The following is a 20,961-nucleotide window of genomic DNA, read 5'->3' as shown; positions in this document are numbered from 1 at the left end:
AACGCACGGCTTATTAACACAAAACCGTTGACGCCAAACGGCCTTTACGGTTTAATGCGCCCCGTTGCCCGGATAGCTCAGTCGGTAGAGCAGGGGATTGAAAATCCCCGTGTCCTTGGTTCGATTCCGAGTCCGGGCACCACTATTCATATCAACGGACCTCCACGGAGGTCCGTTTTTGCATTCTAAGCCCGCCAGAATCAGCACCTCACCACTTATTTAATTCCACCGAACTCAACCCAACTCTCCCCACATCAAGCCGCTTGTGCGGGTACAAATGAGGGTATAGTCTGATTCGATAATATTCATACCCCTTCATACGACCAGGAGACCTCTCCATGGCATTCACCGACGCTAAAATCCGCGCGGCTAAACCAGATGAGAAATCTTATAAACTTGCCGACAGTGGCAACATGTTTTTACTTGTCCACCCTAATGGGTCCCGTTACTAGCGACTGCGCTATCGCTTTCTCGGGAAGGAGAAAACGCTCGATCTGGGTGTTTATCCCGAGGTTTCATTATCAGAAGCCCGTGAAAAGCGTGATGAAGCCAGAAAGCTGATTGCAGCAGACATTCACCTGCGCAGCACCGATTATTTGTTTAAGTTCAGGGTTGGTAATCGCTATAAGAAACGGCAGTAAGCAAGGCAACAAAAAGATGCAAACCTTGCTGGTTCAGTGTGCCAACACCTCTGCTTGCGAACCGACTTCCGCACTCGAAAATACCATTCGGCAAAACACACCCTGATAGGGATCCACAACACGAATCTTTCAGAACACTCTCTGTTAACACGACAGAATCGAAAGAGTATTTCTCTATAGATAAAACGAATCCCTTCCGAAGAAGAGATTCGTTTGAATGTCTACTCTTTAACCATACTCGCTTTGCGCAATTCTTCCTGAGCACGAATTGCAGCAACTTTCTTACCAAACAGCACCTGCGCCAGAACCAGTACGGCAAATACCGGCCCTAATACCAACAGAGCAGAAGCTCCAGTGGCACCTTTTATCAGCATCGCGCCCGAGGCAATCAGCAAGATAAACACCATAATGCGGAACACGCTGACAGGAATTCGTTTGTGAACGTATTGCCCAACAATTGACCCGAGGATCATGGTTGGGATGCAGAACATCACCAACTTGATGGTTGAGATCGTCAGGATACCGCCGGTGACCAGCCCGCCGATAATGGCGATGTTATTCGCCGTAAAGAACGCATTCAGTGTTCCACGGAATGCAGCTGGTCCTAGGTTACGCAGCATGCCGTAGATAACAACTGGTGGCCCGTTAGTTGAAAACGCAGCACCCAATGCCCCTGCTACCGCCCCCATTGGCGCCGCAATCCAGCGTTTGTCATACACCGGCAAACGTGGAATAAACAGGCTGTAAAATGAGTAAATGATCAGGAAGGCGCCGAGGCCCACTTTCATTATATGGTCAGGCAGATAAGACAACGCATACAACCCGACCGGGATCCCCAGCAGAGAAAAGGCAATCAGCACTGCGGCAGATTTCCAGTCAGTTTCTTTGCGTGAAAGCCAGGTGGCGTAAAGCGCCGTGGCTGTCCCCACAATAACCGACATCGGCGCGGCCATTTTCACTGGCAGCAGCAAAGTAATCAGCGGCATGGTTGTCAACCCACCGCCAAACCCGGCGCAGACGCCCACAAAGGTATACATGAACATCAGGGCGATAACGATAATCGCCGTGGATGTTTCCAGCTGCAAACCGTCCGGGGTAAAAAAGGCAAAGAATTCCATCTTCGTCTCCTTTTAGTTGAGGCTCAGTCCGGCATCGACCACGAAATCCTGCCCCGTACAACCGCAGGATTCATCCGAGCCTAAAAACAGCGCCAGACGGGCACAATGGCTGCCATCAAGACGAATTTTCAGTGCCTGCAACTCAACGAACTGGTTCACTGCAGCCGGATCGAGTTTCGCCCACATTGCTTCCTGTTTTGGTGTGCGAATAGCGCCTGGCACCAGGCTGTTCACACGGATCCCACGCGCGCCTAATTCCTGCGCTAATGTGCGAGTAAAGCCGTGAATCGCTGCTTTTGACAACGAATAGCAAACGCGCCCAGGGCGGCCGCGCATCCAGTTGATTGAGCCCATGTTAATGATGCTTCCTGAGCCTTTTTGCGTCATACCTTCCATCACATACTGAATGGCAAACAACTGGTGGCGCAGGTTCACATTAATGCGGTTGTTAAAATACTCTTCGGTGAGATCTTCAATCTTATGGTGATCATCACTTCCCGCATTGTTCACGAGAATATCTACGCTACCCAATTGGCTTGCGATTTCATCGAAGCAGCTTTTGAGCATTTCAAGTTGAGTCACATCACAGAACAGGAACAGGCAGTTAAGCTCATCGGCCAGACGCTTTCCCGCTTCACGGTCAAAATCAATAAATGCGACCTTTGCACCCTGCGCAACATAAGCGCGAACCAATTCTTCGCCAATCCCGCTGGCGCCGCCGGTGATGGCGACAACTTTGTTTTTTAATGATCCGTACTGAACATAATCTTGATAATTCATGATGTTATTCCTGTCACCCTGTATCAGTGTTGCGATTGTTGTTTTACGACTTTATAAGTGGCGCAGAAATCTTCACCGCCCAGACCGGAAGCCAGCCCCTGCTCATAAACGGTTTTCACCAGTCCAACACCCGGAAGATTCAGGCCAGATTCATCCAGCAAAGTTTTCATGATGCCCACGTCTTTCGCCATATTCTGTAAAGAGAACGCTGTGCTGTAATCTTCGGCGATCAGGCTGTTAATTTTGCTGGTGAGGTAGAAATTGCTCGCGCCGCCATAGGAGATCGCTTGCTGGAAATCAGCTTTGGCAATGCCAAAATGATCCGCCGCCACCAGCATTTCGTTCACGGTGTTCTGGATGCCGGCAACCTGCAGGTTATGCAGAACCTTCATCACCAGACCGCTACCGTTTTCGCCCATATAGATTTGATTGCAGCCCATCATCGCCAGGATGTGACTGACTCTCTGATAGCTCTCACGGCAGCCGCCGATATAAATGCCCAGCTCAGCTTTAATCGCCGCCGGAACAGATTTCACCACTGGCGCATCCAGCATTGTTGCACCTGTTTCAGCCACCTGGCGGGCAACGGCCTGTGAAACCGCAGGGTCAATCGTCGACATATCAATCAGGATTTGCCCGTTACGCAGGAATGGCATCATCTGCGCATAAACAGCCTGAACATGCTCTGAACGCGGCACCATGGTGATAATAACGTCAGCCGTCAGAGCAATTTCTTCTGCAGAGGTACCAGCCGTTGCACCCGCTGAAACTAAAGAAGCCACCGCATCAGGATTGAGGTCATATACCGCAACCTTGCCATCAAATTTCGCCACGATATTTTTTGACATCGCTTCGCCCATCAGGCCCAGCCCGATAAAACCGATAGTTTTCATTTTGTTGTCTCTTTAAATTTTGGTTTGGCAAGACCTGCAACTGCTACCTGCAGGGTAAATAATGAACCGGAAAGTGGACGCAGAGCGATTTCATCCGCGGTCATGTTTTCCCGGGTGGTGGTGATATAAAGGGTTTTCATGTCGCTCCCACCAAAACAGACCATGGTTGGGCAGCGCACAGGCAACTTGTAGGTTTCTACTATCTCGCCTTCGGGTGAAATACGGGCGATATGGTGACCATCAAACATTGCCGTCCAGTAGTGACCTTCGATGTCCATCGCCGCGCCATCCGGGCGACCTGAACCCACAGGGAAGGTTTTAAATACCTGACGTACGCCGGGGTTTCCTTCGCTATCCAGCGCAGTACGGTACATAACGTGATTCGGCGTATCAGTGGAATACATCCACTGGCGGTCACTGCTGAATGCCAGACCGTTAGCCCCCAGAATGTCGCACTGCAACACTCGAACTTTAAGAGAAGCATCTACCCGGCAAAGCAACGCACCATTAAAATCACGCGGAGCCCAGTAAGTGCCTGCATAGAAGCGCCCATCCTGGTCCACACCGCCATCATTGAAGCGCGCAAGTGCAGGGTTATTCGGGTTATCACAAACTTTCTGCTGGATAGCCCCGGAGCTGTCCGTCAGGTAAATACCGCTGCGCATCGCCACGATAAATCCGCCAGTTTCACGTAACGCAAAACAGCCGACTTCTTCATCGAAATGGAAAATCTGATGTTCACCCGTCAAAACGTGGTAGCAGTGGATCTGTTTTTCGAGAATATCCGTCCAGTAGAGGCTGCTTTCTTGTGCACTCCAGGTTGGGCATTCAGGCAGATGGCCGACGTAATCAAAAAGTACGCTCGGGTTATTCATAATCGGAAACCTCAATATGCATCGTCACGGACATACTTTCGCCCGGCGCGAGCAGGTTCATAGCCTGGTCTTTCCCGTCAACCGGGAATAAATGGATGGCATTGTTGATGTGTGTGACCGGTTCAATAGCCACGAAATTTTTCCCGACTACGGGGGTGAAAAACACCGCATTACGTGCGTCAGGAGAAGAAACTCGTGCCTGAATTTTGCGCTGCGGCCAACGCACAACGGCACTGCCATTCCATTGGGTAAAGCAGTTATCAACAGTGGCCGGAAGCGGGCGTCGAAACGCCTCGTAATTCCAACATTCAGGCGTCGCGACTTCACTGGCGGGCAGTGAGTCGTTGTTATTCAGCCAGACTTTTTGAGCGATAAACTGCACTTCGCAATCTGCCGCATTGGCAAAGTAAGGGTGAAAACCTAAACCCACGGGAACCGACTGCTCTGCAAGGTTGCTGATGCTCAGCGTAATTTGCAGAGCGCTATTCGTCAGTGCAAAGACCTGAGTCGCCCTGAAAGGCCACGGCCAGTCTTCAAAAGAAGCCCCTTCTGCCGAGTGATCCAATGACAACGTCAGGCTGTCTGACGTTTGCGCCGTGAGTTCCCACGCGTTTAACCAGCCATTCCCATGTAAGGGGTGAGGATGGTCACCGAAGTTTTTCTTCAACGTGACCTGTTGCCCCTGAAAGAGGAAACGCCCCTGGGCAATCCGGTTGGAATAGGGCACCAGCGGGAAACATCCTGACAAGTTGGCCCGTTGCTCACCCTCTTCAGGTAATGGGCGAAAAATGTCATTTCCACGCCAGCGTAGTGCGGCAATCGCGCCGCCCAGTTCCGGCGCGAGTACCAGTGTTAAATCCCCATGGGATTGGCTGATAAGCGGAGTCACTTAGTAGACCTCGCCACCGGACACAGTCAGTTTTTCACCACGAATGGCGGCCAATTGCTCTTTGGCACGCGCCAGTAAATAGCTCATGTCAGAGCCGAGCGCGACGAAGCTGAAGCCCATGCTCTGGTATTTGTTGGCGAGTTCAGGGTTTCCCCCAACGATCCCGCAAGGCACGCCCAGCGCTTTACACTTATCGATGCCTTCTTTGATTTTCGCCTGGACTTCAGGGTGTGAAGGGTTGCCAGGGTAGCCCATTGAAGCCGAAAGATCGCCCGGGCCAATAAACAGACCACTCACACCTTCAATAGCCGCAATTTGCTCCAGGTTTTCGATGGCTTCCGGGGTTTCCAGTTGCAAGATAAGGCATAAATCTTCACGCGCCTGGCGAATAAACTCAGGGTTGCTACCGTAACGTGAAGCACGGTGTACAGCGGCAAAACCACGTTTACCCAGCGGAGGATAGTAAGCTGACTCAACAGCCTTTTGCGCATCGTCAACGGTATTGATAAACGGCACCATCAGCGAAGTTGCACCGCCATCAAGCGCACGTTTGATCAGCACGGTATCGTTCCATGCCAGACGGTACAACGGCGTGGTTGTTGAGCTAACACCACGAATAGCGCGGTCAATTCGGATTGCATCCAGGGTATCAACCGGAACGTGTTCCTGATCCAACACCAGAAAATCAAAGCCCACTGTTGCCATAGCTTCAGCAACAGTATCGCTGCCTGTCATCATCCAGGTGCCCAGTAAAACCGGGCCGTGACCGATTGCTTCTTTAAACGGATTCATAATTATTTCCTTAATAAATAGGAGGTTCCGGCACGTCGCTGCCGGACTGAAGAAAGTCGAAGTCACAGCCTTCATTGGCCTGCGTCACATGTTGTTGGTACAGCGCGGCATAAGAGCGGCCATAGACGCGGTGTGTTGGCTGGAGATTTGCGCGACGAGTCGTTAACTCTTCATCGGAAACCAGCATATTCAATGTGCCAGCCGTAATATCCAGTTCGATGATGTCGCCAGTTTTGACCAGTGCTAGCGGCCCGCCAATTGCTGCCTCTGGGGCAACATGCAGAATACAGGTGCCATAATGCGTGCCAGACATTCGGGCATCAGAGATGCGCACCATATCGGTCACACCTTGTTGCAACAGCTTTTTAGGGATAGGCAGATTACCCCACTCCGGCATTCCCGGTGCGCCCACTGGCCCTGCATTTCGCAAGATAAGTACCGTGTCTGCAGTGATGTCCAGATCTGGGTGGTCAATTTGTTCGGACAGTGCCTGGTGGGTATCGAAAACAAGTGCCGGACCGCGATGCTGGCGCAACTCAGGTTTTGCCGCAGAAGATTTCATTACCGCGCCATTCGGGCATAAATTGCCTTTGAGCACCGTCAGTGCGCAGCCCTGAGAAAGAGGAACAACAGGATTATCGAGACCACGAATAACGTTGTCGTCATAGCATTCAGCCGTAGAGATCCACTGACTGACAGGCGTATTGAGCACACCCACCACATCATGTTTGAGGAAGTGTGAGATTTTCTTCAGTTGCGCCATCAGGCCACCGGCGAAGAAAAATTCTTCCATCAGTTGGTCGCCTGACGGGAACAGGTTTGCCAGCACTGGTACTTCGCGGGCAACCGCTTCCATATCTTCAAGCGTCAGGGTAATGCCCGCGCGATTAGCCATGGCGATCAAATGAATGGCTGCGTTGGTTGAGCCACCCAATGCCATATAGGCCACGATGCCATTATGGAAGTTGTCGCGGGTCAGCCAGCGGGAAGGTTTATGGTCGTGCCACACCATATCCACAATGGTTTTTCCGCACTGCGCAGCCATTTGCACATGGCGTGAATCTGCCGCAGGAATAGAGCTGGCACCGGGAAGCATGAACCCCATGGCATCAGCAATGGATGTCATGGTCGAAGCCGTTCCCATCGTATTGCAGGTGCCAATGGAACGCGTCATCGCGCCTTCCAGTTCGACCCAGTCATGCTGCGTGATAGCGCCGGTACGCAGTTGATCCCAATATTTCTTGGTATGGGTACCCGCACCGGTCTTTTGACCGCGCCATTTGCCGGAAGACATTGGCCCTGCCGGGCAAAACAGCACCGGAATATCCATGGAAATTGCGCCCATCAGCAGCGCTGGCGTTGATTTATCACAACCCCCCAGCAGCACAGCACCATCAACCGGATGCTGGCGCAGTAATTCTTCCGCTTCCATCGCTAAGAAATTGCGATAAAGCATGGTGGTCGGTTTAACCAGCACTTCGCCCACGGACAGAGCAGGAAGTTCGACAGGAAAACCACCCGCAGCCCACACAGCTCGTTTAACGGCTTCTGCCCGCTCACGCAGATGAGAATGGCAAGGACTCAGGTCGCTCCAGGTATTGATGATCCCAATAACAGGTTTGCCCATAAATTCGTCACGGCTGAACCCCATTTGCTGGCTACGCTGGCGGTGAGCAAATGCACGAATGGTGTCAGGTGCATACCAACGCTGACTGCGCAGTTGTGAAATCTCAAGCCGGTTAAGGCTGGTTTGGTTGAATGTCATGATCCTGACCTGTGTTCTGAAGTTGCCTTTACGGTATATTCGTAGCGCTACGATTAACAAGATGCAAATAACAGATTCTGTGATCAACCTCTAATAAACATTAGTTATTGAGTGGTTTTCATAATCTTCTTCAAAATTTATGCCTTTTCGATTACACACCGATAGAAAGGCATGCAATAGTGAGAAAATCGTATTATCGGAGACACGTTCATGGCCACACTCCTTGTGACTTTGTCGACTTTTTTTCTTTTTTTAATAATCGTAGCGCTATATTCATATAGAAAAACAAAAGGAATTTCGGAATCTGGAGTGGAAGGTTTTTTTCTGGCAGGACGCGGTTTGTCAGGGTATTTTATCGCGGGTTCATTGCTGCTCTCAAACTTGTCCGCTGAACAGCTGGTTGGACTCAATGGCAATGCCTATAAGTTTGATATCAGTGGGATGGCGTGGGAAAGCACAGCGGCAGTAGCCACTATCGCCATGGCCATTTTCTTCCTACCGCGCTATTTGCGCCGTGGCATCACCACCATGCCGCAATTTCTGGAAGAACGTTTTGACGTCAATACTCGCCGCATGGTGAGTATTATGCTGCTCATCGGCTATGCCGTTATGGCAAACCCCTGTAGCCTTTATCTGGGCTCCATTACGATGGATTCCATGTTCAATTTCCATGACAGTCTGAATATTTCCTATTCCTGGGCGATTGCCATTTTGTCTCTGGCGATGGGCGTGGTGGGCGGGCTATATGCCACAGCCGGAGGCCTTAAAGCGGTGGCCGTTTCAGATACGATAAGCGGTGTCATCCTGCTGCTCGCAGCCCTGCTGATCCCTATTCTGGGGTTAGTGATGCTCGGTGACGGTTCGTTCCTCGAAGGTGCGAAAACGCTACTCAGAAACAATCCTGCACAGCTCAACGCCATCGGAAACAGTAATTCGAGCGTCCCTTTCAGCACCATCTTTACCGGGATGCTTTGCGCTAACCTGTTCTACTGGTGTACCAACCAGATGATCATTCAACGTACCCTGGGTGCAAAATCGCTGGCGGAAAGCCAGAAAGGCGTATTGCTGGCTGGCACCATCAAACTGCTGGTGCCAATCGTGATGGTGTTACCTGGACTGATAGCATTGAACTTGTTTGGCAATAGCCTGGCTCACGGTGATTTTGCTTATCCGATGTTGGTAAAAACCGTGCTGCCCTGGTGGCTGATTGGGATGTTTGCTGCGGCTATTTTTGGCACCGTTATCAGCCATTTCAATTCCATTATTAATTCCAGTGCAACGCTGTTTGTTATCGATCTCTATGGCCCACTTACGGGCTGTACAGATGAGAAGAAACTGGTGCGTGTGGGTAAAATTGCCTCGATCGCCTTTTCTTTGATTTCCATTGCTATCGCCCCGTTACTGTTAAATACGCCGAATGGAATATTTGACCTGATGCGCCGTTTCACCGGTTTTTATAGTATCCCGATAATCGCCATTATCCTGATTGGTTTTCTCAACCGCCGGGTTCCAGCGTCTGCTGCCAAGCTGACTCTGGTGTTCCATATTGTCGCTTACAGTATTTATACCTTCTCCGGGTTGGATAAGGTGCTTCCCATTCACTACATCCATATGATGGGAATTCTGTTCGTTGCAGAAATCGCCATGATGTTGATTATAGGGAAGATAAAACCGCGTAAAGATTACCAGCCCGCGCTCAAATCACCGCCCATTCCAATGGAAAAATGGCGGTATGCGAATACAGCCAGTGTTATGATGCTCGCCACTATGGTCAGCCTTTACATCACTCTTTCGCCTCTGGGTATCGCAAACACGGCTGGCGTTCCAGAAAGTTACCCACTGCTGATTGCCGCAGTCTGGTTGTTTGCCTTGATACTCATGGGCTGGCTGAAAAAACGTGATGTGCAGACGAAAAACAGAGCAACGCACACGGAACCGGAAACTAAAGTGAGTTATCAAAATGCGCCAGAGATCACGACAAGCAGTAAAACTTGATGATGTTGCCAATCTGGCGAATGTTTCACCTTCTACGGTTTCGCTTTTTGTCCGTTATCCCGAAAAGGTTTCGGTTAAAACAGGCAAGAAAATTCAGGCTGCTATTAATGAGCTAGGCTATGTCCACAATAAGATAGCGAGCCAGTTTACCGGTGGACGCAGCAGCAGCATGGCGGTGATTGTGCCGTCTATTTCGAACATTATTTTCAGCCGTGTTATCCAGCAAATTGAGCGCACCGTCAGTGCGGCAGGCTATCAACTGTCGATAGCCTCGCATGATCACAGTCTGGATAAAGAAGAAGAGCAGGTCAGAGCCATATTGCAATGGTCACCCGCCGTCATCGCTATTGCCGGTGCCGACCACAATCCTTCCACTGTGAAAATGCTGCAAAACAGCGGAACGCCAGTGGTTCAGATGTGGCAAATAGAAGGCGACCACTTCCCGGCACAAGTGGGGAACGACCACACGCATGTCGGTTTTCAGGCTGCGCAGTTTATGATTGAGTCTGGGTGTAAAAAACTGGCCTATTTTACAACGCGCTTTAATGAAGATATTCGTGCTCAGAAGCGATATCAGGGCTTTATGGCAGCACTATCAACCCATGGTCTGCAACACGTGGTGGTGGATATTCCACGTACTGATAACATTTATCAGGCCAGCCGTTCTTTGCTGATGAAAACACTGGTCAAGGAACGGGGATTAGACGGTATTTTTTGTTCCAGTGATGCGATTGCCAGTGCACTTTTGATGGAAGCGTTCGATAAGAAGATTCAGGTTCCGCAACAGCTGAGTATTCTGGGTTTCGGTGACTTCCCGGCCAGTGCATTTTTGGCCCCCTACTCTTTATCGAGCGTCAATCTCAATGCGGATAATATGGCCGCCAAAACAGCCGAAATGATGTTAAAAATGAGTGGAGATGAGAGCTATCAAGGAGAGATTGTCGATGTCGGTTTCGAAATCATCCCCCGTGACAGTACCAACTTGCCGTTCTGATTTTGTGGTTTTACTTAATTTTCCGACCGCCCCCCCTATGAACATTCACATTGATGACGACATAAAAGTCCGCTCCGGTGCATCGCTAGAAACACTGGGTATGACAGGTTCATGAGCTAAGCGTCTTGTATTGGAATAGTGACGACGGGGTTTAACATGCTTGGAGAACTACGTGAAATCTGATTTTTGGTGGGAGTCACTGGAGGGGTTACGCAGGAATGTCAGAAATAAAAACCACCGTTACTGTTCTCAGCTCTACCCGTTTTATCTCCATTCACATGCTTAGAATCTATCCCAAAAGGAATTGTCATTTAATAAATAATGTCAATTTCTGAGGGAAAAATATGGCAAGCAACAAGTGGCAGATCAGCGATGAACTCAGGGAAAAGAGGCTCCACTTCTCCCTGAGCACAAAACCAGCCACCCGTTGGGTACGCATCGTAAACTCGTTGATAATCGTGCTGCAATGAACACCATTTTCTAAGTGCTTAGAACGGGTTGCCAGTGGAATACGCTGAAGGCTACACATATCTGCTCATCAAGCTCAGCTCATCGCCGTTTCTAGGAATGGCGTGACGCCGGGATTTTTGAACGGTTCTGGCAAAACGGCTTGCTTGCCTGCGGGCAGTTGGATGCCATCGACTGGTCATGGTTATCGATGGACGGCTGTATGACCAAATCCCCGCTGGCAGGATCAAAAAAAACAGACCGCAATCCCACAGACAGGGGTAAACAGGGAGTAAAACCTAGCCTGATGATCGACGCGAATGGGCTTCCGCTCCCACAGTTTGTTGCGGAGACGAATACCCACGACATAAGGCTGGCTGCTGATACCCTGGCCGTCCTTCAGACAGGCAGATCCGGCAAAAGCTCCACCTGTGTATGGATAAAGGCTATGAAGCGATGTTGCATGCTGCATCATTGCCTGGAATAAAAAAGACCTGAATGCCCAGTGAGCATTCAGGTCTCTTTGCCTGTACTGAATATTTTCCAAGACTTATGGGAAGACTCCCGGCTTGCCGTAATAAAGGCTATGAAAAAACGTGCCTATTTGCTGAAGCACTCGTTTGGCGGCCTGGCTCCACGTTAAGGCATTTTTATGTACTAACCTGGTGTATCACGCACCATTATTGTGCTCAATGGTGTTTTACTGAATTAATCAACTTTGTAACCACAATTATTTAGCACATTTTAAAATGCTTTTTTATCGATATTTTATATCGCAAACAAAATAACATCCAGCCCGATTACATTCACCCCCTACTTCCCCGACATTGATTTAATGGCTAAACAATAATATTTAATCTTTATAAGCGATATTTTTCTCAAACTGGCAGCTTGTTTCCAATATGTAATCTTAATGTAAACATCATCAATATGGACATTTAATTCCGTTTTGCGATCCAGCGCATGCTTAAGAATTATCTCAACCAGAAAATGAAATTACGCAATGGCAAGCAGCAGGCGGTTAATAGATACTTCCCTGAAATCGTTCGTTATAACATCTATTGCTTTTGAAATTTCCATTAACAAGGAAAAAATGATGGAACCTCTTAACTATAATAACATGCGCGTATATACCAAAAAGCCCATCACCATGCTTCGCTCATTAGGCTATGGCATGAATGACCTGAATGGTTCAGCGTGGGGGACTCTGGTTGGTTCATATCTCATGCTGTTTTTAACCACCTACGCCGGGCTGAATGCAGGTTTAGTTGGCACTATGTTATTCGCTCTGAAAATTCTTGATATGATTGTCTGCGGCGTCATTGGCGGTGTTTCAGATAATTTATTCCGCACAAAAATTGGCCGCTTACTGGGCCGCCGTCACGCCCTGTTTCTGGTAGGTGCCATTCTGACAGTCGTGTGTTTCCCGTTGCTGTTTATGGTACAAGTCGGTTCGTACATGTGGTATTTCATCGTATTATTCCTGCTGGATACGGCTCAGTCATTTAATAATATTGCCTACGAAACGCTGGCAACAGAAATGACCGATAAAGCCGGGGAGCGAGTGAAATTAAGTTCAGTCCGCATGTTTATCTCCGCATTTGGCACCTTTGCAGTAACCGGTCTTCCAGCTATTTTGTTATCCACATTGGGTAATGATAGCGCAGAAGCCTACACCATCTCGGGTATCGTTTTTGGTATTGCGCTTTGTATCGGTACATTAATTACCTATTTTACCACCTGGGAATTTTCACCTAAATATGTCGAAGAGTTCGAGCAAGATACTAAAACCAGCGAGAAGAAAAACTTTCTCTATGCGCTGCGCGAATATAAGAATGTTTTAAAAACGAAAGCTTGCCGCAGAGTGTGTACTATTTATTTTGTCTCCTATTTCGCTAAAGATTGCTTCAATACGGTATTTTTCTTCTACGTTGCTTTCGTTCTCGGACTTTCACAGGCAATGGCGCAAACTGCATCATCGCTTTCTATTATCGGATTAATTGTTGTCCCTATTGCCACCTTCTTTATGTACAAATTCGGGCCGAAATGGCTGTGGACGGTCGCATTTTCGCTGATGATTGCCGTGTTGGTTTATTATCTCGGCCTGCACATTATGAACATTCATCTGTCACACTCTGCAGCATTTATAACGATTCTGGTGTTAACCGCTTTATTCCAGATTGGCCGTCAAACTATGGAATACACCGTTTGGAACGTCATCCCACTGGTTCCAGACGTGGATTCACTGGTCTCAACTAAATTGCGCGCCGGAACATTCGCCGCCTGCCAGACGTTCACCCGCAAACTCACAGGTGCCATTGGCTCAGCGACAGTTGGCTGGATCCTTGCTTTGGGCGGGTTTGATAAGTCACTCGCGGTGCAAACAGACAGCGCCCTGCTGGCAATAGTGATTGCTTTTATTGCCATCCCAATGGTGTGTTTAATTTATTCGTTGTATCTGGTACGCACATTCAACCTCAATCCTGAAACTCATAAAATCATTAAAGATGAAATGGATCGCCTGAAAAATGGCGGGGAAAAGAAAAATGTCGATAGTAAAACCCGTACTGTCGTTGAAGATTTGACGGGCTATTCTTATGCTGAAATTTGGGACGCGAACAAATAATGACTAAATATATTGCAACAGATTATAACTCCGTACAAAACGCGATTGATTCAGCAATAGATGCAACGCAACCCGCTAAGGTTACAGAATTGGTTTTCCCCGCCGGGATTTATAAAACGGGGCCAATTACGCTGCACAGTAATCTGATTATTACGCTTGAAGAAGGTGCAGTTATTCAATTCATCCCAGAACCGGCCCTTTACTCCCCTATCTGGACGCGCTGGGAAGGCATTGAGTGTTACGCCATGCACCCCCTCGTGTACGCGAATGATGCCAGCAATATTACTGTTCGCGGAAAAGGAATTATTGATGGTGCGGGGCAATGGTGGTGGGACACTTTCCGGCATATTGAAGAAATTGACCGGACTACGCCTTGTGAGCCGTGGGAGCTGGCGTTAGCCGCCCTGAATCCAGATTACCAGTCCCGCCCAGGCGGTGGTGCACGGCCACAAACTCAGTTCTTGCGCCCTCCACTGATGCAATTCTGGAAGTGCAATAATATAAACCTGCAAGATTTTACCTTGCAGAACTCACCGTTCTGGACGCTGCATACCGTCTATTCAAAAGACATTGTGATTTCCGGCATGAGTATTTTGAACCCTGCGGATGCCATTAATACCGATGCCATTGACCTGGATTCATCTCAGGATGTGCTCATTGAAAATTGTCTTTTTGATGTCGGTGACGATGCCATTACCTTGAAATCAGGTTCTGGATTGGATGGGTTGCGGATAAATATTCCAACCAAAAATGTTGTTGCCAGAAACTGCCGAATCCTGGCAAGCCACGGCGGCATTGCCATTGGTTCAGAGACCGCAGGCGGCATAGAAAATGTGTCAGTCAGCGACTGTGTTTTTGAAGGAACACAGCGGGCAATCCGCCTGAAATCAAGGCGTGGCAGAGGGGGCGTGATTAAGAACATTGCCCTGCATAATTTGCAAATGGATGGTTGCTGGTGCCCCATCGTTATTGGTCAGTATTTCGCGCCGGGAGTTCTCCCGGAAGAGCGCGAAACGACGTTATCTGAACAACCACAACCGATTACGCCAATGACTCCTTTCATCAAAGATATTGAGATTACCGACGTGGTGGCAACCAATATCCGTTCTACGGCGGCATTCATTGTGGGGCTTCCGGAAGCCCCAATTGAAAACGTCCTCATTCGTAGTTTTACATATTCACTGGCAACGGGAGACCAACTGCTGGAGACGTGGAATAGCGAACCGACAGAAGGCCATTTCCACGATAATGATCGCGGCATCAAAGTGATCAACGCGAAGAATGTAAAATTCCTCTAAAACCCTCCGTTAATGACCCGGCTCCTTGCGAGCCGGGTCATTAACGCAGTAACGTAACGTTCCGGTGAACTCATATTGACAGATCCGATGAGGCCGGCCGCAGGTTTCTCCGGGGAACATTCGTCAGGCGGTGAAGTGCTGAGTACGCTATTTCGCGATTGTGGCGCAGGAACTGAGTCAGTTGTGTTGTGGCTATAACGTTATGTGGGACGCGGGTTGTCGCTATTTACGTTGTCAGGGACGCAAGTCCTTAGTACGGATATCGGGCGCTTTCTGTCAGGCTCTTTCGGCAGCGGCAACGACCCCGCTTGTTTTTTCGCCCTTTAGCCTCATTTTTATGAAGATAAAAGTGACCGTCACACTGAGCATATTCAGCGCGTGCCAGCGTACCCGGCCCCAGGTATTCAGGCTTTCTTTTGGCCGTAAGCGACTGCCGTCTAAGCCATTGTTCACCTTTTTCCTGTAAGCGAAGCTGAATATTACCCCTGACCCGGCCCATAAAATCCCAGCCCAGGCTTCTGATGTGGCGAAACCAGGCATTCTGAAAGCCTGCATCGGTGACGATAATGACTTTTTTATCGGGTGCAATGGCATCACGGAGCGTGTTGAGAAACACCTTTTGCACTTGTGCATTTTGTTGTTTTGCCGCGGGAACAATGTTGCTCAGGAGAGGGATGGAACGCCCGTCACAAATCAGGCTTGCCCTCAGCACATGGTATTCCTGTGAAGGATAGCCACTCCAGTCAACAGCAATCACACACCACGACAGTCGCTGAGTCAGAAGAGAAATAATATTATTGAATATCAGTGGGATGTCATGATGCAGTGCGGTATTACCGAGTAACCGGTCAACCCGTTTGATTTTGTGTTTAACCTGCGCGTGGCCAGGGAGATGGCGTCCGATGCTGGTCAGTGTAAGAGAAGCGCCGCGGACTAAAGCAACGGTGGCATCAAGAAGGGCATTTTGACGGTACTGATGAAACGGGGCTAAAGCGTCCAGAAAAAACTTCTGGCATACTTGGCGAGCAGGCATAGAGGTGATCTCCCTGATTTGTTAGCACAACCAGTAGATCACATAACTCTATGCCTGTCTTTTTTACCCGCCTGTTACTGGGGATTCCTCAGCGCCTATGGCGGGTTTTTTGCTTTGGGGATTCGGATAAGCCTCAGCGTCATCCGACAAATCTGCATGAGATTAGATAATTCGAACTGGGACTCATCAAACCTCAATCTATTTTCTCAGGGTGCTGCTCCATGGCAAGCGCGCTGGCACTGGCAGGATCAAAGAGCGAAAGGCTCTCAATCTGATTCAGCATAATGACCTTTCTGAACGCCATGGCGCTCTTCGGCTCTGAATCCAGCGTGATGTCATGGCCGGCGTACCAGTTGCTGTAGTTATGCTCGATACACAGATTCATGTTCTTGCCGTCACGATAGCCGCTCAGCATCGGGATCAACACAATATTTGCAGTCTTTTCATACTCCAGAGTGGCGGTATGAATCATACCGATATAAATCCGCCTCGATTTCAACGTTACCAGCGCCAGTTCGCCCTCTTCCATACACTGATAAAGCAGCTGTTCGATACCACTCGATTGCGCCAGGCGCTTATAAAGCTTTTTCCTGCCTTCGCCGTCCAGCCTCGCGCTGCCCGCCCAGTTAGAACGATAGAGACAAAATAGGATAGCAAACGCCAGCATGACAATCACCGGAGCCTGAATACCGAGAAAACTCCAGTTCATAAATTCAATTTGCCAATTGGCGTATTTCTCCGGCGTAAGATGGAAAGTGTTCACTCCGAAAGAGAGTGCGAGCAGCAGCAGCCAGATTAGCCCGGTCGCGAGCACGCCTTGCAGGACGAAGATGCAGCCATAAAGCGCGACAAGAAAATAAACATCCCAACCGAATGAACGCTTAATTTTAAAACGTGTAGACAGGTCGCGGCTGGTATACCAGTAACCACAAACCATAAGCACCATGAATATCGCCGTACCCATGTTATGCCCTCTTCAAAGCATTAACATGGCGCAGGAAATCCTGTCGCACCTCTTTGCTTTTAAAATTGACCGAAGCGTAACCATCCTGGTCAATAATAATCCGGTCGCCATCCTCCAGAGCTTCAATAATTTCCTGGTGGCTTATGACCTGGAGCAACGATTCCGGGCTTGAGAAGATCGACATAAAAAATGGCGCATCGCGTGACATCCTTATTAAGAAAAAGGATAAGTCTGGTAGATGAATGATGGCTATGCCTTAAGGTAATACTGAAAACCCTCAACTTTACACGCACCCACCGATGGCGGGCGCTTTGCTATTGGCTGTTTGGGATTTAGCTTTTCGCTGTATTCACTACTTGTCCAAATCCTTTCCCTTCCAACTCAGCTTCTGGAGCCGAAAAGAAATCAATGTTGAAATATGTGTCTTCGGTAAGCAGTTCAATACGGTGCCAATATTGCGGCGGGCTTACGCCAAAATGACCTTCTTCAATAATCACTTCTATCTCAGCAACGGTGTCATTTTCATTTTTGAAGCCGATATATTTGACCGCTCCTGCCATTACAGACAGACGCCCATAAACATTTTTTTTGGTGTTGTGATGGGTGAGCAAAGCTTTAGGAACCGAATCTTTGTTCCAGAATGGAGTTGAACGAGTGTGTTTGTAATCTGCCGGGATACGAGCTGCCATAGTGTTCTCCAGAAATAAAAAGTATCTGGATGATAAAGAGCAACATACATGCCACTTATTTATCACATTGTATTTAAAGGAATTATTAAGAAAAGCAGTGACTAATAAAGTCATTATGACAATAAAAAAACGGTCGAAATGACTGCATTGAGTCATTTCGACTATTTCAGGTATTAGCGCACGTTACCCGTGGGTGGGCTATATATTTGAAAGATTCAGTTTTGGATTTCTCCTCATGATGCGGCTAACAATGATCCTGCTTGGTGTTGATTTCCTGCGCTCCCACTGGCGCGGGCTGCGCCGTTTCGGCTGGGTTACGCTAATTGCCGGCGTGGTGATATTCATTGATGCGCTGGATGGCACGCTGTTCTTTCCTATCGAACCTTTTGCCTGCTTAATGCTGGTCGAAGGATGTGCGACGCTGATGGTTGCTCATAGCGGTATGGGCGGGCAGCGTGTGCTGCGCTACGTAAAAGGTGGGGCATTTACTGTCGCTGCGCTGTTGATTCTAGCGGGTCACCATGACGGAAACTTCGTATTAGCAATGATCTTCGGCACGCTATTTATGTTTGATGGTGCGCTGCAAATTGCCTCTGCATTAGTGGTGCGCTATCGGCGCTGGCGGCCAGCTTTATGGGGCGGAATTATCGAAATCGCACTGGCAATATTCTTTTTCCAGCCCTGGCCCTCACACTATGCAGGTACGGCTCCTTACTGCCTCGGGCTGGGCCTGGCTTTTGCGGGCTGGAATATGTTTATCCTCGCTAACCGCGTTAAAAGCGCCGCTGCAAACCCTGGGCTTAAAGGTGCGGTCTTTATGGAAGAAGCTGATGTTCCGCCGCTTAAGGTCGTGGAATGGGACGGGCCACCGGGTGACGATGAAAAAGCACTGACAGTTCATGTCTGGACACCTGCTGGCTCAGCCCCGAGCGAGACAATTCCCCGCCCGGTGATTAGCCGTTATATCGCCGCAGTCGACCGCAACGGGGTTATCTCAACCGGCCATGCAGCCATTGAGTCCCCAGGTGGAGTTTACATCAGCCTCTACCCTGCCGAGCTAATTGACCAGTCACCCGACGAGTTCGCCCGCCTGTTGCGCGCAACCCCGGAAAACAACGTTGCAGGATTATTTCAGCCAGATTATGCGACAGAGGCCGCAAAGTGGTGCCCATCCACAAGAAAAGTGCGTATCCGCAATTACAACGAAGCAAAGCTGAAAGCATTCTGGGAGAGTTATCGCCAGAATGAGTCCTACAACCTGACGTACCGCAATTGTTCCAGCAGTGTAGCGCGAGCTTTAGAGGCCGCGCTCGAAGGGTCAGTTGGACGATTGTGGCACAAACGAGGGTTCTGGATGGCAATGGGGAAACTGATGTCTACCCCAGAGCTTTGGGTGGCGTTACAACTACGCAAACGAGCTGAAACCATGGCCTGGACACCGGGCCTGGTTCTGGATTACGCCCGTGCCCTGAGTATGCTTGCCGACCCACGACCAACAGGTTGGTTTAACACCACAAGCCGGGCGCTGAAAAAGATGTTTAACCGCCGTATTGCCTGGGGAAAAGGGAAAAGCGATGAAAACGTTACGGAAGATTAGCTTAAATATCCGATACCAACTTTTTCGCAGCCTTTGTGTGACGAGAAATTAAATCCGCTACATCCAGCCCAACGATATTGCCGTTGGTGACTCGCCAGTTACCGCCAAGCATTACATGCTCCGCTTTTTCCGCTCCACATAATAACAGTGCAGAAATCGGATCGTGGCTGCCGCTAAAACGCAGCTCATCCTGGGCAAAAAGTGCCAGGTCAGCTTGCTTACCTACAGCAATTTCACCGATGTCGCTGCGCCCGATAAGCTTCGCTGAGCCATTCGTTGCCCAACCCAGCACACGTTGCGGCGTAATCGCTTCGGCGCCATAGCGCAGGCGTTGCAGATAGAGTGCCTGCCGCGCTTCATACATTATGTTTGAAGCATCGTTAGATGCAGAACCATCCACGCCAAGCCCCACAGCGGCACCTGCATTTTCTAAATCCACTGTCGGACACATGCCTGATGCCAGGCGCATATTGGAAACCGGACAATGGCAAACGCCAACTCCCGCACGCCCAAGCCGTTGAATCTCACGCTCATCAAAGTGAATACCATGTGCAAGCCAGGTTCTGTCATTAAGCCAACCTACGCTTTCCAGATAATCCACAGTTCGTAGGCCGAAACGTTGCAGGCAGAAGTTCTCTTCATCCAATGTTTCAGCCAGATGAGTATGCAAACGCACATCTTCTTGCTGAGCAAGTTGGGCGCTGTCGCGCATGATTTCGGTAGTTACGGAAAACGGTGAGCACGGTGCGAGGGCTATTTGTAGCCACGCTCCTTCCCCGCGCTGATGGTAGCGCTGAATCAACCGTTCGCTGTCGCGTAAAATTGTCTCTGCCTGCTGTACGGTGTGCCGTGGAGGCAAACCACCGTCATCTTCACCAAGGCTCATCGAGCCACGCGTTAACACCGCACGCATCCCCAGTTCGCCAACCACATCCACCTGCACATCAATCGCCTCTTCCATTCCCTGCGGGAAAAGATAGTGATGATCCGTGGTGGTAGTGCAACCAGAAAGCAGCAGCTCTGCCATTGCGACTTTGCTGGCAAGAGCCAAGGCTTCAGCATCGAGACGAGCCCAAATGGGGTAAAGCTGCTTTAACCACGGGAATAGTGGCACGTTAACCACCGGAGCCCAGGCGCGCGTCAGAGTTTGGTAGAAATGATGATGTGTATTGATAAGCCCGGGCAGCAGGACAAGATCGCGGGCGTCGAACACCGTATCGCAAGGCATGGAAGGCTCGCCACCTGCGGGAATTAATTCACTGATAACCGCACCTTCAATCACCACGCCACCGGAGGCATCTTGTGTATTAGCGGTAAAAACTGCGCGGGGGTTTTTGATCCACAAACGTTGTGCAGTCATAACTGGCTCCTGAAAATGAAGATAAAGGGAAGCCAGCTCAGTTATGGCCTGTCTGCTGATCCAGGCATTGCTCGGGCAATTGACGCCATTCTACCCAGGAATTTTGAGCAGTATTATCGCATTTACTTATGGGGGGTTTTGACAGGAGCTCTCGGATGAAGTGAAGCTTCGCTGAGTATCTCAACGAAGCTTTTTACTTACTGGA

At 49.4% G+C, this 20,961-nt stretch carries 16 protein-coding genes, 1 tRNA gene and 3 pseudogenes; 8 read left to right on the top strand and 12 right to left on the bottom strand.

The annotated features are described in order from the left end of the window. Nucleotides 1–66: 66 nt before the first annotated feature. A tRNA-Phe gene (locus tag GC128_RS14580) sits at nucleotides 67–142 on the top strand. A 196-nt stretch (nucleotides 143–338) separates the two neighbouring features. Continuing rightward, nucleotides 339–575, top strand: a pseudogene (locus GC128_RS14575) (Arm DNA-binding domain-containing protein); the annotation flags it as partial. 287 nt (nucleotides 576–862) lie between these two features. On the opposite strand, the gene GC128_RS14570 reads toward GC128_RS14575, so the two are convergent. The 7 genes from GC128_RS14570 to araD are packed head-to-tail and all read right to left on the bottom strand — an operon-like array spanning nucleotide 863 to nucleotide 7,753. Beyond that, nucleotides 863–1,759, bottom strand: coding sequence for a sulfite exporter TauE/SafE family protein (locus tag GC128_RS14570; protein WP_151994932.1), 897 nt, complete (start codon nucleotides 1,757–1,759; stop codon nucleotides 863–865). 12 nt (nucleotides 1,760–1,771) lie between these two features. Beyond that, entirely contained in the window at nucleotides 1,772–2,539 is a 768-nt protein-coding gene (locus GC128_RS14565; protein ID WP_151994931.1) for an SDR family NAD(P)-dependent oxidoreductase, read from the bottom strand. Nucleotides 2,540–2,562: 23 nt separating this feature from the next. After that, entirely contained in the window at nucleotides 2,563–3,432 is an 870-nt protein-coding gene (locus tag GC128_RS14560; RefSeq protein WP_151994930.1) for an NAD(P)-dependent oxidoreductase, read from the bottom strand. Further along, on the bottom strand, nucleotides 3,429–4,307 hold the full coding sequence (locus GC128_RS14555) for an SMP-30/gluconolactonase/LRE family protein (protein ID WP_151994929.1): 879 nt from the start codon (nucleotides 4,305–4,307) through the stop codon (nucleotides 3,429–3,431). The genes GC128_RS14560 and GC128_RS14555 overlap by 4 nt, the downstream gene beginning before the upstream one ends. Next, the gene (locus GC128_RS14550) at nucleotides 4,300–5,196 is read right to left on the bottom strand and encodes an aldose 1-epimerase (RefSeq protein ID WP_151994928.1); all 897 of its coding nucleotides are present in this window, start codon (nucleotides 5,194–5,196) and stop codon (nucleotides 4,300–4,302) included. Before GC128_RS14550 ends, GC128_RS14555 begins: the two co-directional genes overlap by 8 nt. Then, nucleotides 5,197–5,988 (bottom strand): HpcH/HpaI aldolase family protein, encoded by a 792-nt coding sequence (locus tag GC128_RS14545; protein ID WP_151994927.1) that lies wholly within the window; start codon nucleotides 5,986–5,988, stop codon nucleotides 5,197–5,199. A gap of 10 nt (nucleotides 5,989–5,998) precedes the next feature. Next, on the bottom strand, nucleotides 5,999–7,753 hold the full coding sequence (araD, locus tag GC128_RS14540; RefSeq protein WP_151994926.1) for an L-arabinonate dehydratase: 1,755 nt from the start codon (nucleotides 7,751–7,753) through the stop codon (nucleotides 5,999–6,001). Between the two features lie 210 nt (nucleotides 7,754–7,963). On the opposite strand from araD, the gene GC128_RS14535 reads away from it, so the two are divergent. From GC128_RS14535 to GC128_RS14515, 5 genes and pseudogenes are all read left to right on the top strand, one after another. Next, on the top strand, nucleotides 7,964–9,748 hold the full coding sequence (locus GC128_RS14535; protein WP_151994925.1) for a solute:sodium symporter family transporter: 1,785 nt from the start codon (nucleotides 7,964–7,966) through the stop codon (nucleotides 9,746–9,748). Further along, nucleotides 9,714–10,742 carry a LacI family DNA-binding transcriptional regulator gene (locus tag GC128_RS14530; RefSeq protein WP_151994924.1) on the top strand — a complete coding sequence of 343 codons (1,029 nt, stop codon included), beginning with the start codon at nucleotides 9,714–9,716 and terminating at the stop codon, nucleotides 10,740–10,742. Before GC128_RS14535 ends, GC128_RS14530 begins: the two co-directional genes overlap by 35 nt. A gap of 344 nt (nucleotides 10,743–11,086) precedes the next feature. Next, a pseudogene (locus GC128_RS14525) lies at nucleotides 11,087–11,645 on the top strand (IS5 family transposase); the annotation flags it as partial. Nucleotides 11,646–12,282: 637 nt separating this feature from the next. Further along, a complete protein-coding gene (locus GC128_RS14520; RefSeq protein WP_151994923.1) occupies nucleotides 12,283–13,815 on the top strand; it encodes an MFS transporter in 1,533 nt (510 codons plus the stop codon). Then, on the top strand, nucleotides 13,815–15,113 hold the full coding sequence (locus tag GC128_RS14515) for a glycoside hydrolase family 28 protein (RefSeq protein ID WP_151994922.1): 1,299 nt from the start codon (nucleotides 13,815–13,817) through the stop codon (nucleotides 15,111–15,113). Before GC128_RS14520 ends, GC128_RS14515 begins: the two co-directional genes overlap by 1 nt. A gap of 298 nt (nucleotides 15,114–15,411) precedes the next feature. On the opposite strand, the pseudogene GC128_RS14510 reads toward GC128_RS14515, so the two are convergent. From GC128_RS14510 to GC128_RS14495, 4 genes and pseudogenes are all read right to left on the bottom strand, one after another. Then, nucleotides 15,412–16,146 (bottom strand): annotated as a pseudogene (locus tag GC128_RS14510) (IS4 family transposase); the annotation flags it as partial. Nucleotides 16,147–16,339: 193 nt separating this feature from the next. Beyond that, entirely contained in the window at nucleotides 16,340–17,110 is a 771-nt protein-coding gene (locus tag GC128_RS14505; RefSeq protein WP_151994920.1) for a hypothetical protein, read from the bottom strand. Nucleotide 17,111: 1 nt separating this feature from the next. Further along, entirely contained in the window at nucleotides 17,112–17,318 is a 207-nt protein-coding gene (locus tag GC128_RS23125) for a hypothetical protein (protein WP_151994919.1), read from the bottom strand. 124 nt (nucleotides 17,319–17,442) lie between these two features. Continuing rightward, a complete protein-coding gene (locus GC128_RS14495) occupies nucleotides 17,443–17,799 on the bottom strand; it encodes a DUF1971 domain-containing protein (protein WP_151994918.1) in 357 nt (118 codons plus the stop codon). A 235-nt stretch (nucleotides 17,800–18,034) separates the two neighbouring features. Between GC128_RS14495 and GC128_RS14490 the strand changes: the two genes are divergently transcribed. Continuing rightward, the gene (locus tag GC128_RS14490; RefSeq protein ID WP_226812134.1) at nucleotides 18,035–19,396 is read left to right on the top strand and encodes an HdeD family acid-resistance protein; all 1,362 of its coding nucleotides are present in this window, start codon (nucleotides 18,035–18,037) and stop codon (nucleotides 19,394–19,396) included. A 1-nt stretch (nucleotide 19,397) separates the two neighbouring features. On the opposite strand, the gene GC128_RS14485 is transcribed toward GC128_RS14490, so the two are convergent. Next, on the bottom strand, nucleotides 19,398–20,756 hold the full coding sequence (locus tag GC128_RS14485; RefSeq protein ID WP_151994917.1) for an 8-oxoguanine deaminase: 1,359 nt from the start codon (nucleotides 20,754–20,756) through the stop codon (nucleotides 19,398–19,400). Nucleotides 20,757–20,961: the final 205 nt, after the last annotated feature.

This window comes from Buttiauxella massiliensis, from assembly GCF_902500225.1.
In the GTDB taxonomy this organism is placed as follows: domain Bacteria; phylum Pseudomonadota; class Gammaproteobacteria; order Enterobacterales; family Enterobacteriaceae; genus Buttiauxella; species Buttiauxella massiliensis.
The sequence above is the reverse complement of the archived record's forward strand: the minus strand, read 5'-3'. Positions and strand labels throughout refer to the sequence as shown.

What these genes read in the sequence shown, in the direction of transcription:
- GC128_RS14570 (WP_151994932.1), bottom strand. Translation starts at nt 1,759, where the DNA reads ATGGAATTCTTTGCCTTTTTTACCCCGGACGGTTTGCAGCTGGAAACA.
- GC128_RS14565 (WP_151994931.1), bottom strand. Translation starts at nt 2,539, where the DNA reads ATGAATTATCAAGATTATGTTCAGTACGGATCATTAAAAAACAAAGTT.
- GC128_RS14560 (WP_151994930.1), bottom strand. Translation starts at nt 3,432, where the DNA reads ATGAAAACTATCGGTTTTATCGGGCTGGGCCTGATGGGCGAAGCGATG.
- GC128_RS14555 (WP_151994929.1), bottom strand. Translation starts at nt 4,307, where the DNA reads ATGAATAACCCGAGCGTACTTTTTGATTACGTCGGCCATCTGCCTGAA.
- GC128_RS14545 (WP_151994927.1), bottom strand. Translation starts at nt 5,988, where the DNA reads ATGAATCCGTTTAAAGAAGCAATCGGTCACGGCCCGGTTTTACTGGGC.
- araD (WP_151994926.1), bottom strand. Translation starts at nt 7,753, where the DNA reads ATGACATTCAACCAAACCAGCCTTAACCGGCTTGAGATTTCACAACTG.
- GC128_RS14535 (WP_151994925.1), top strand. Translation starts at nt 7,964, where the DNA reads ATGGCCACACTCCTTGTGACTTTGTCGACTTTTTTTCTTTTTTTAATA.
- GC128_RS14530 (WP_151994924.1), top strand. Translation starts at nt 9,714, where the DNA reads ATGCGCCAGAGATCACGACAAGCAGTAAAACTTGATGATGTTGCCAAT.
- GC128_RS14520 (WP_151994923.1), top strand. Translation starts at nt 12,283, where the DNA reads ATGATGGAACCTCTTAACTATAATAACATGCGCGTATATACCAAAAAG.
- GC128_RS14515 (WP_151994922.1), top strand. Translation starts at nt 13,815, where the DNA reads ATGACTAAATATATTGCAACAGATTATAACTCCGTACAAAACGCGATT.
- GC128_RS14505 (WP_151994920.1), bottom strand. Translation starts at nt 17,110, where the DNA reads ATGGGTACGGCGATATTCATGGTGCTTATGGTTTGTGGTTACTGGTAT.
- GC128_RS23125 (WP_151994919.1), bottom strand. Translation starts at nt 17,318, where the DNA reads ATGTCACGCGATGCGCCATTTTTTATGTCGATCTTCTCAAGCCCGGAA.
- GC128_RS14495 (WP_151994918.1), bottom strand. Translation starts at nt 17,799, where the DNA reads ATGGCAGCTCGTATCCCGGCAGATTACAAACACACTCGTTCAACTCCA.
- GC128_RS14490 (WP_226812134.1), top strand. Translation starts at nt 18,035, where the DNA reads ATGATGCGGCTAACAATGATCCTGCTTGGTGTTGATTTCCTGCGCTCC.
- GC128_RS14485 (WP_151994917.1), bottom strand. Translation starts at nt 20,756, where the DNA reads ATGACTGCACAACGTTTGTGGATCAAAAACCCCCGCGCAGTTTTTACC.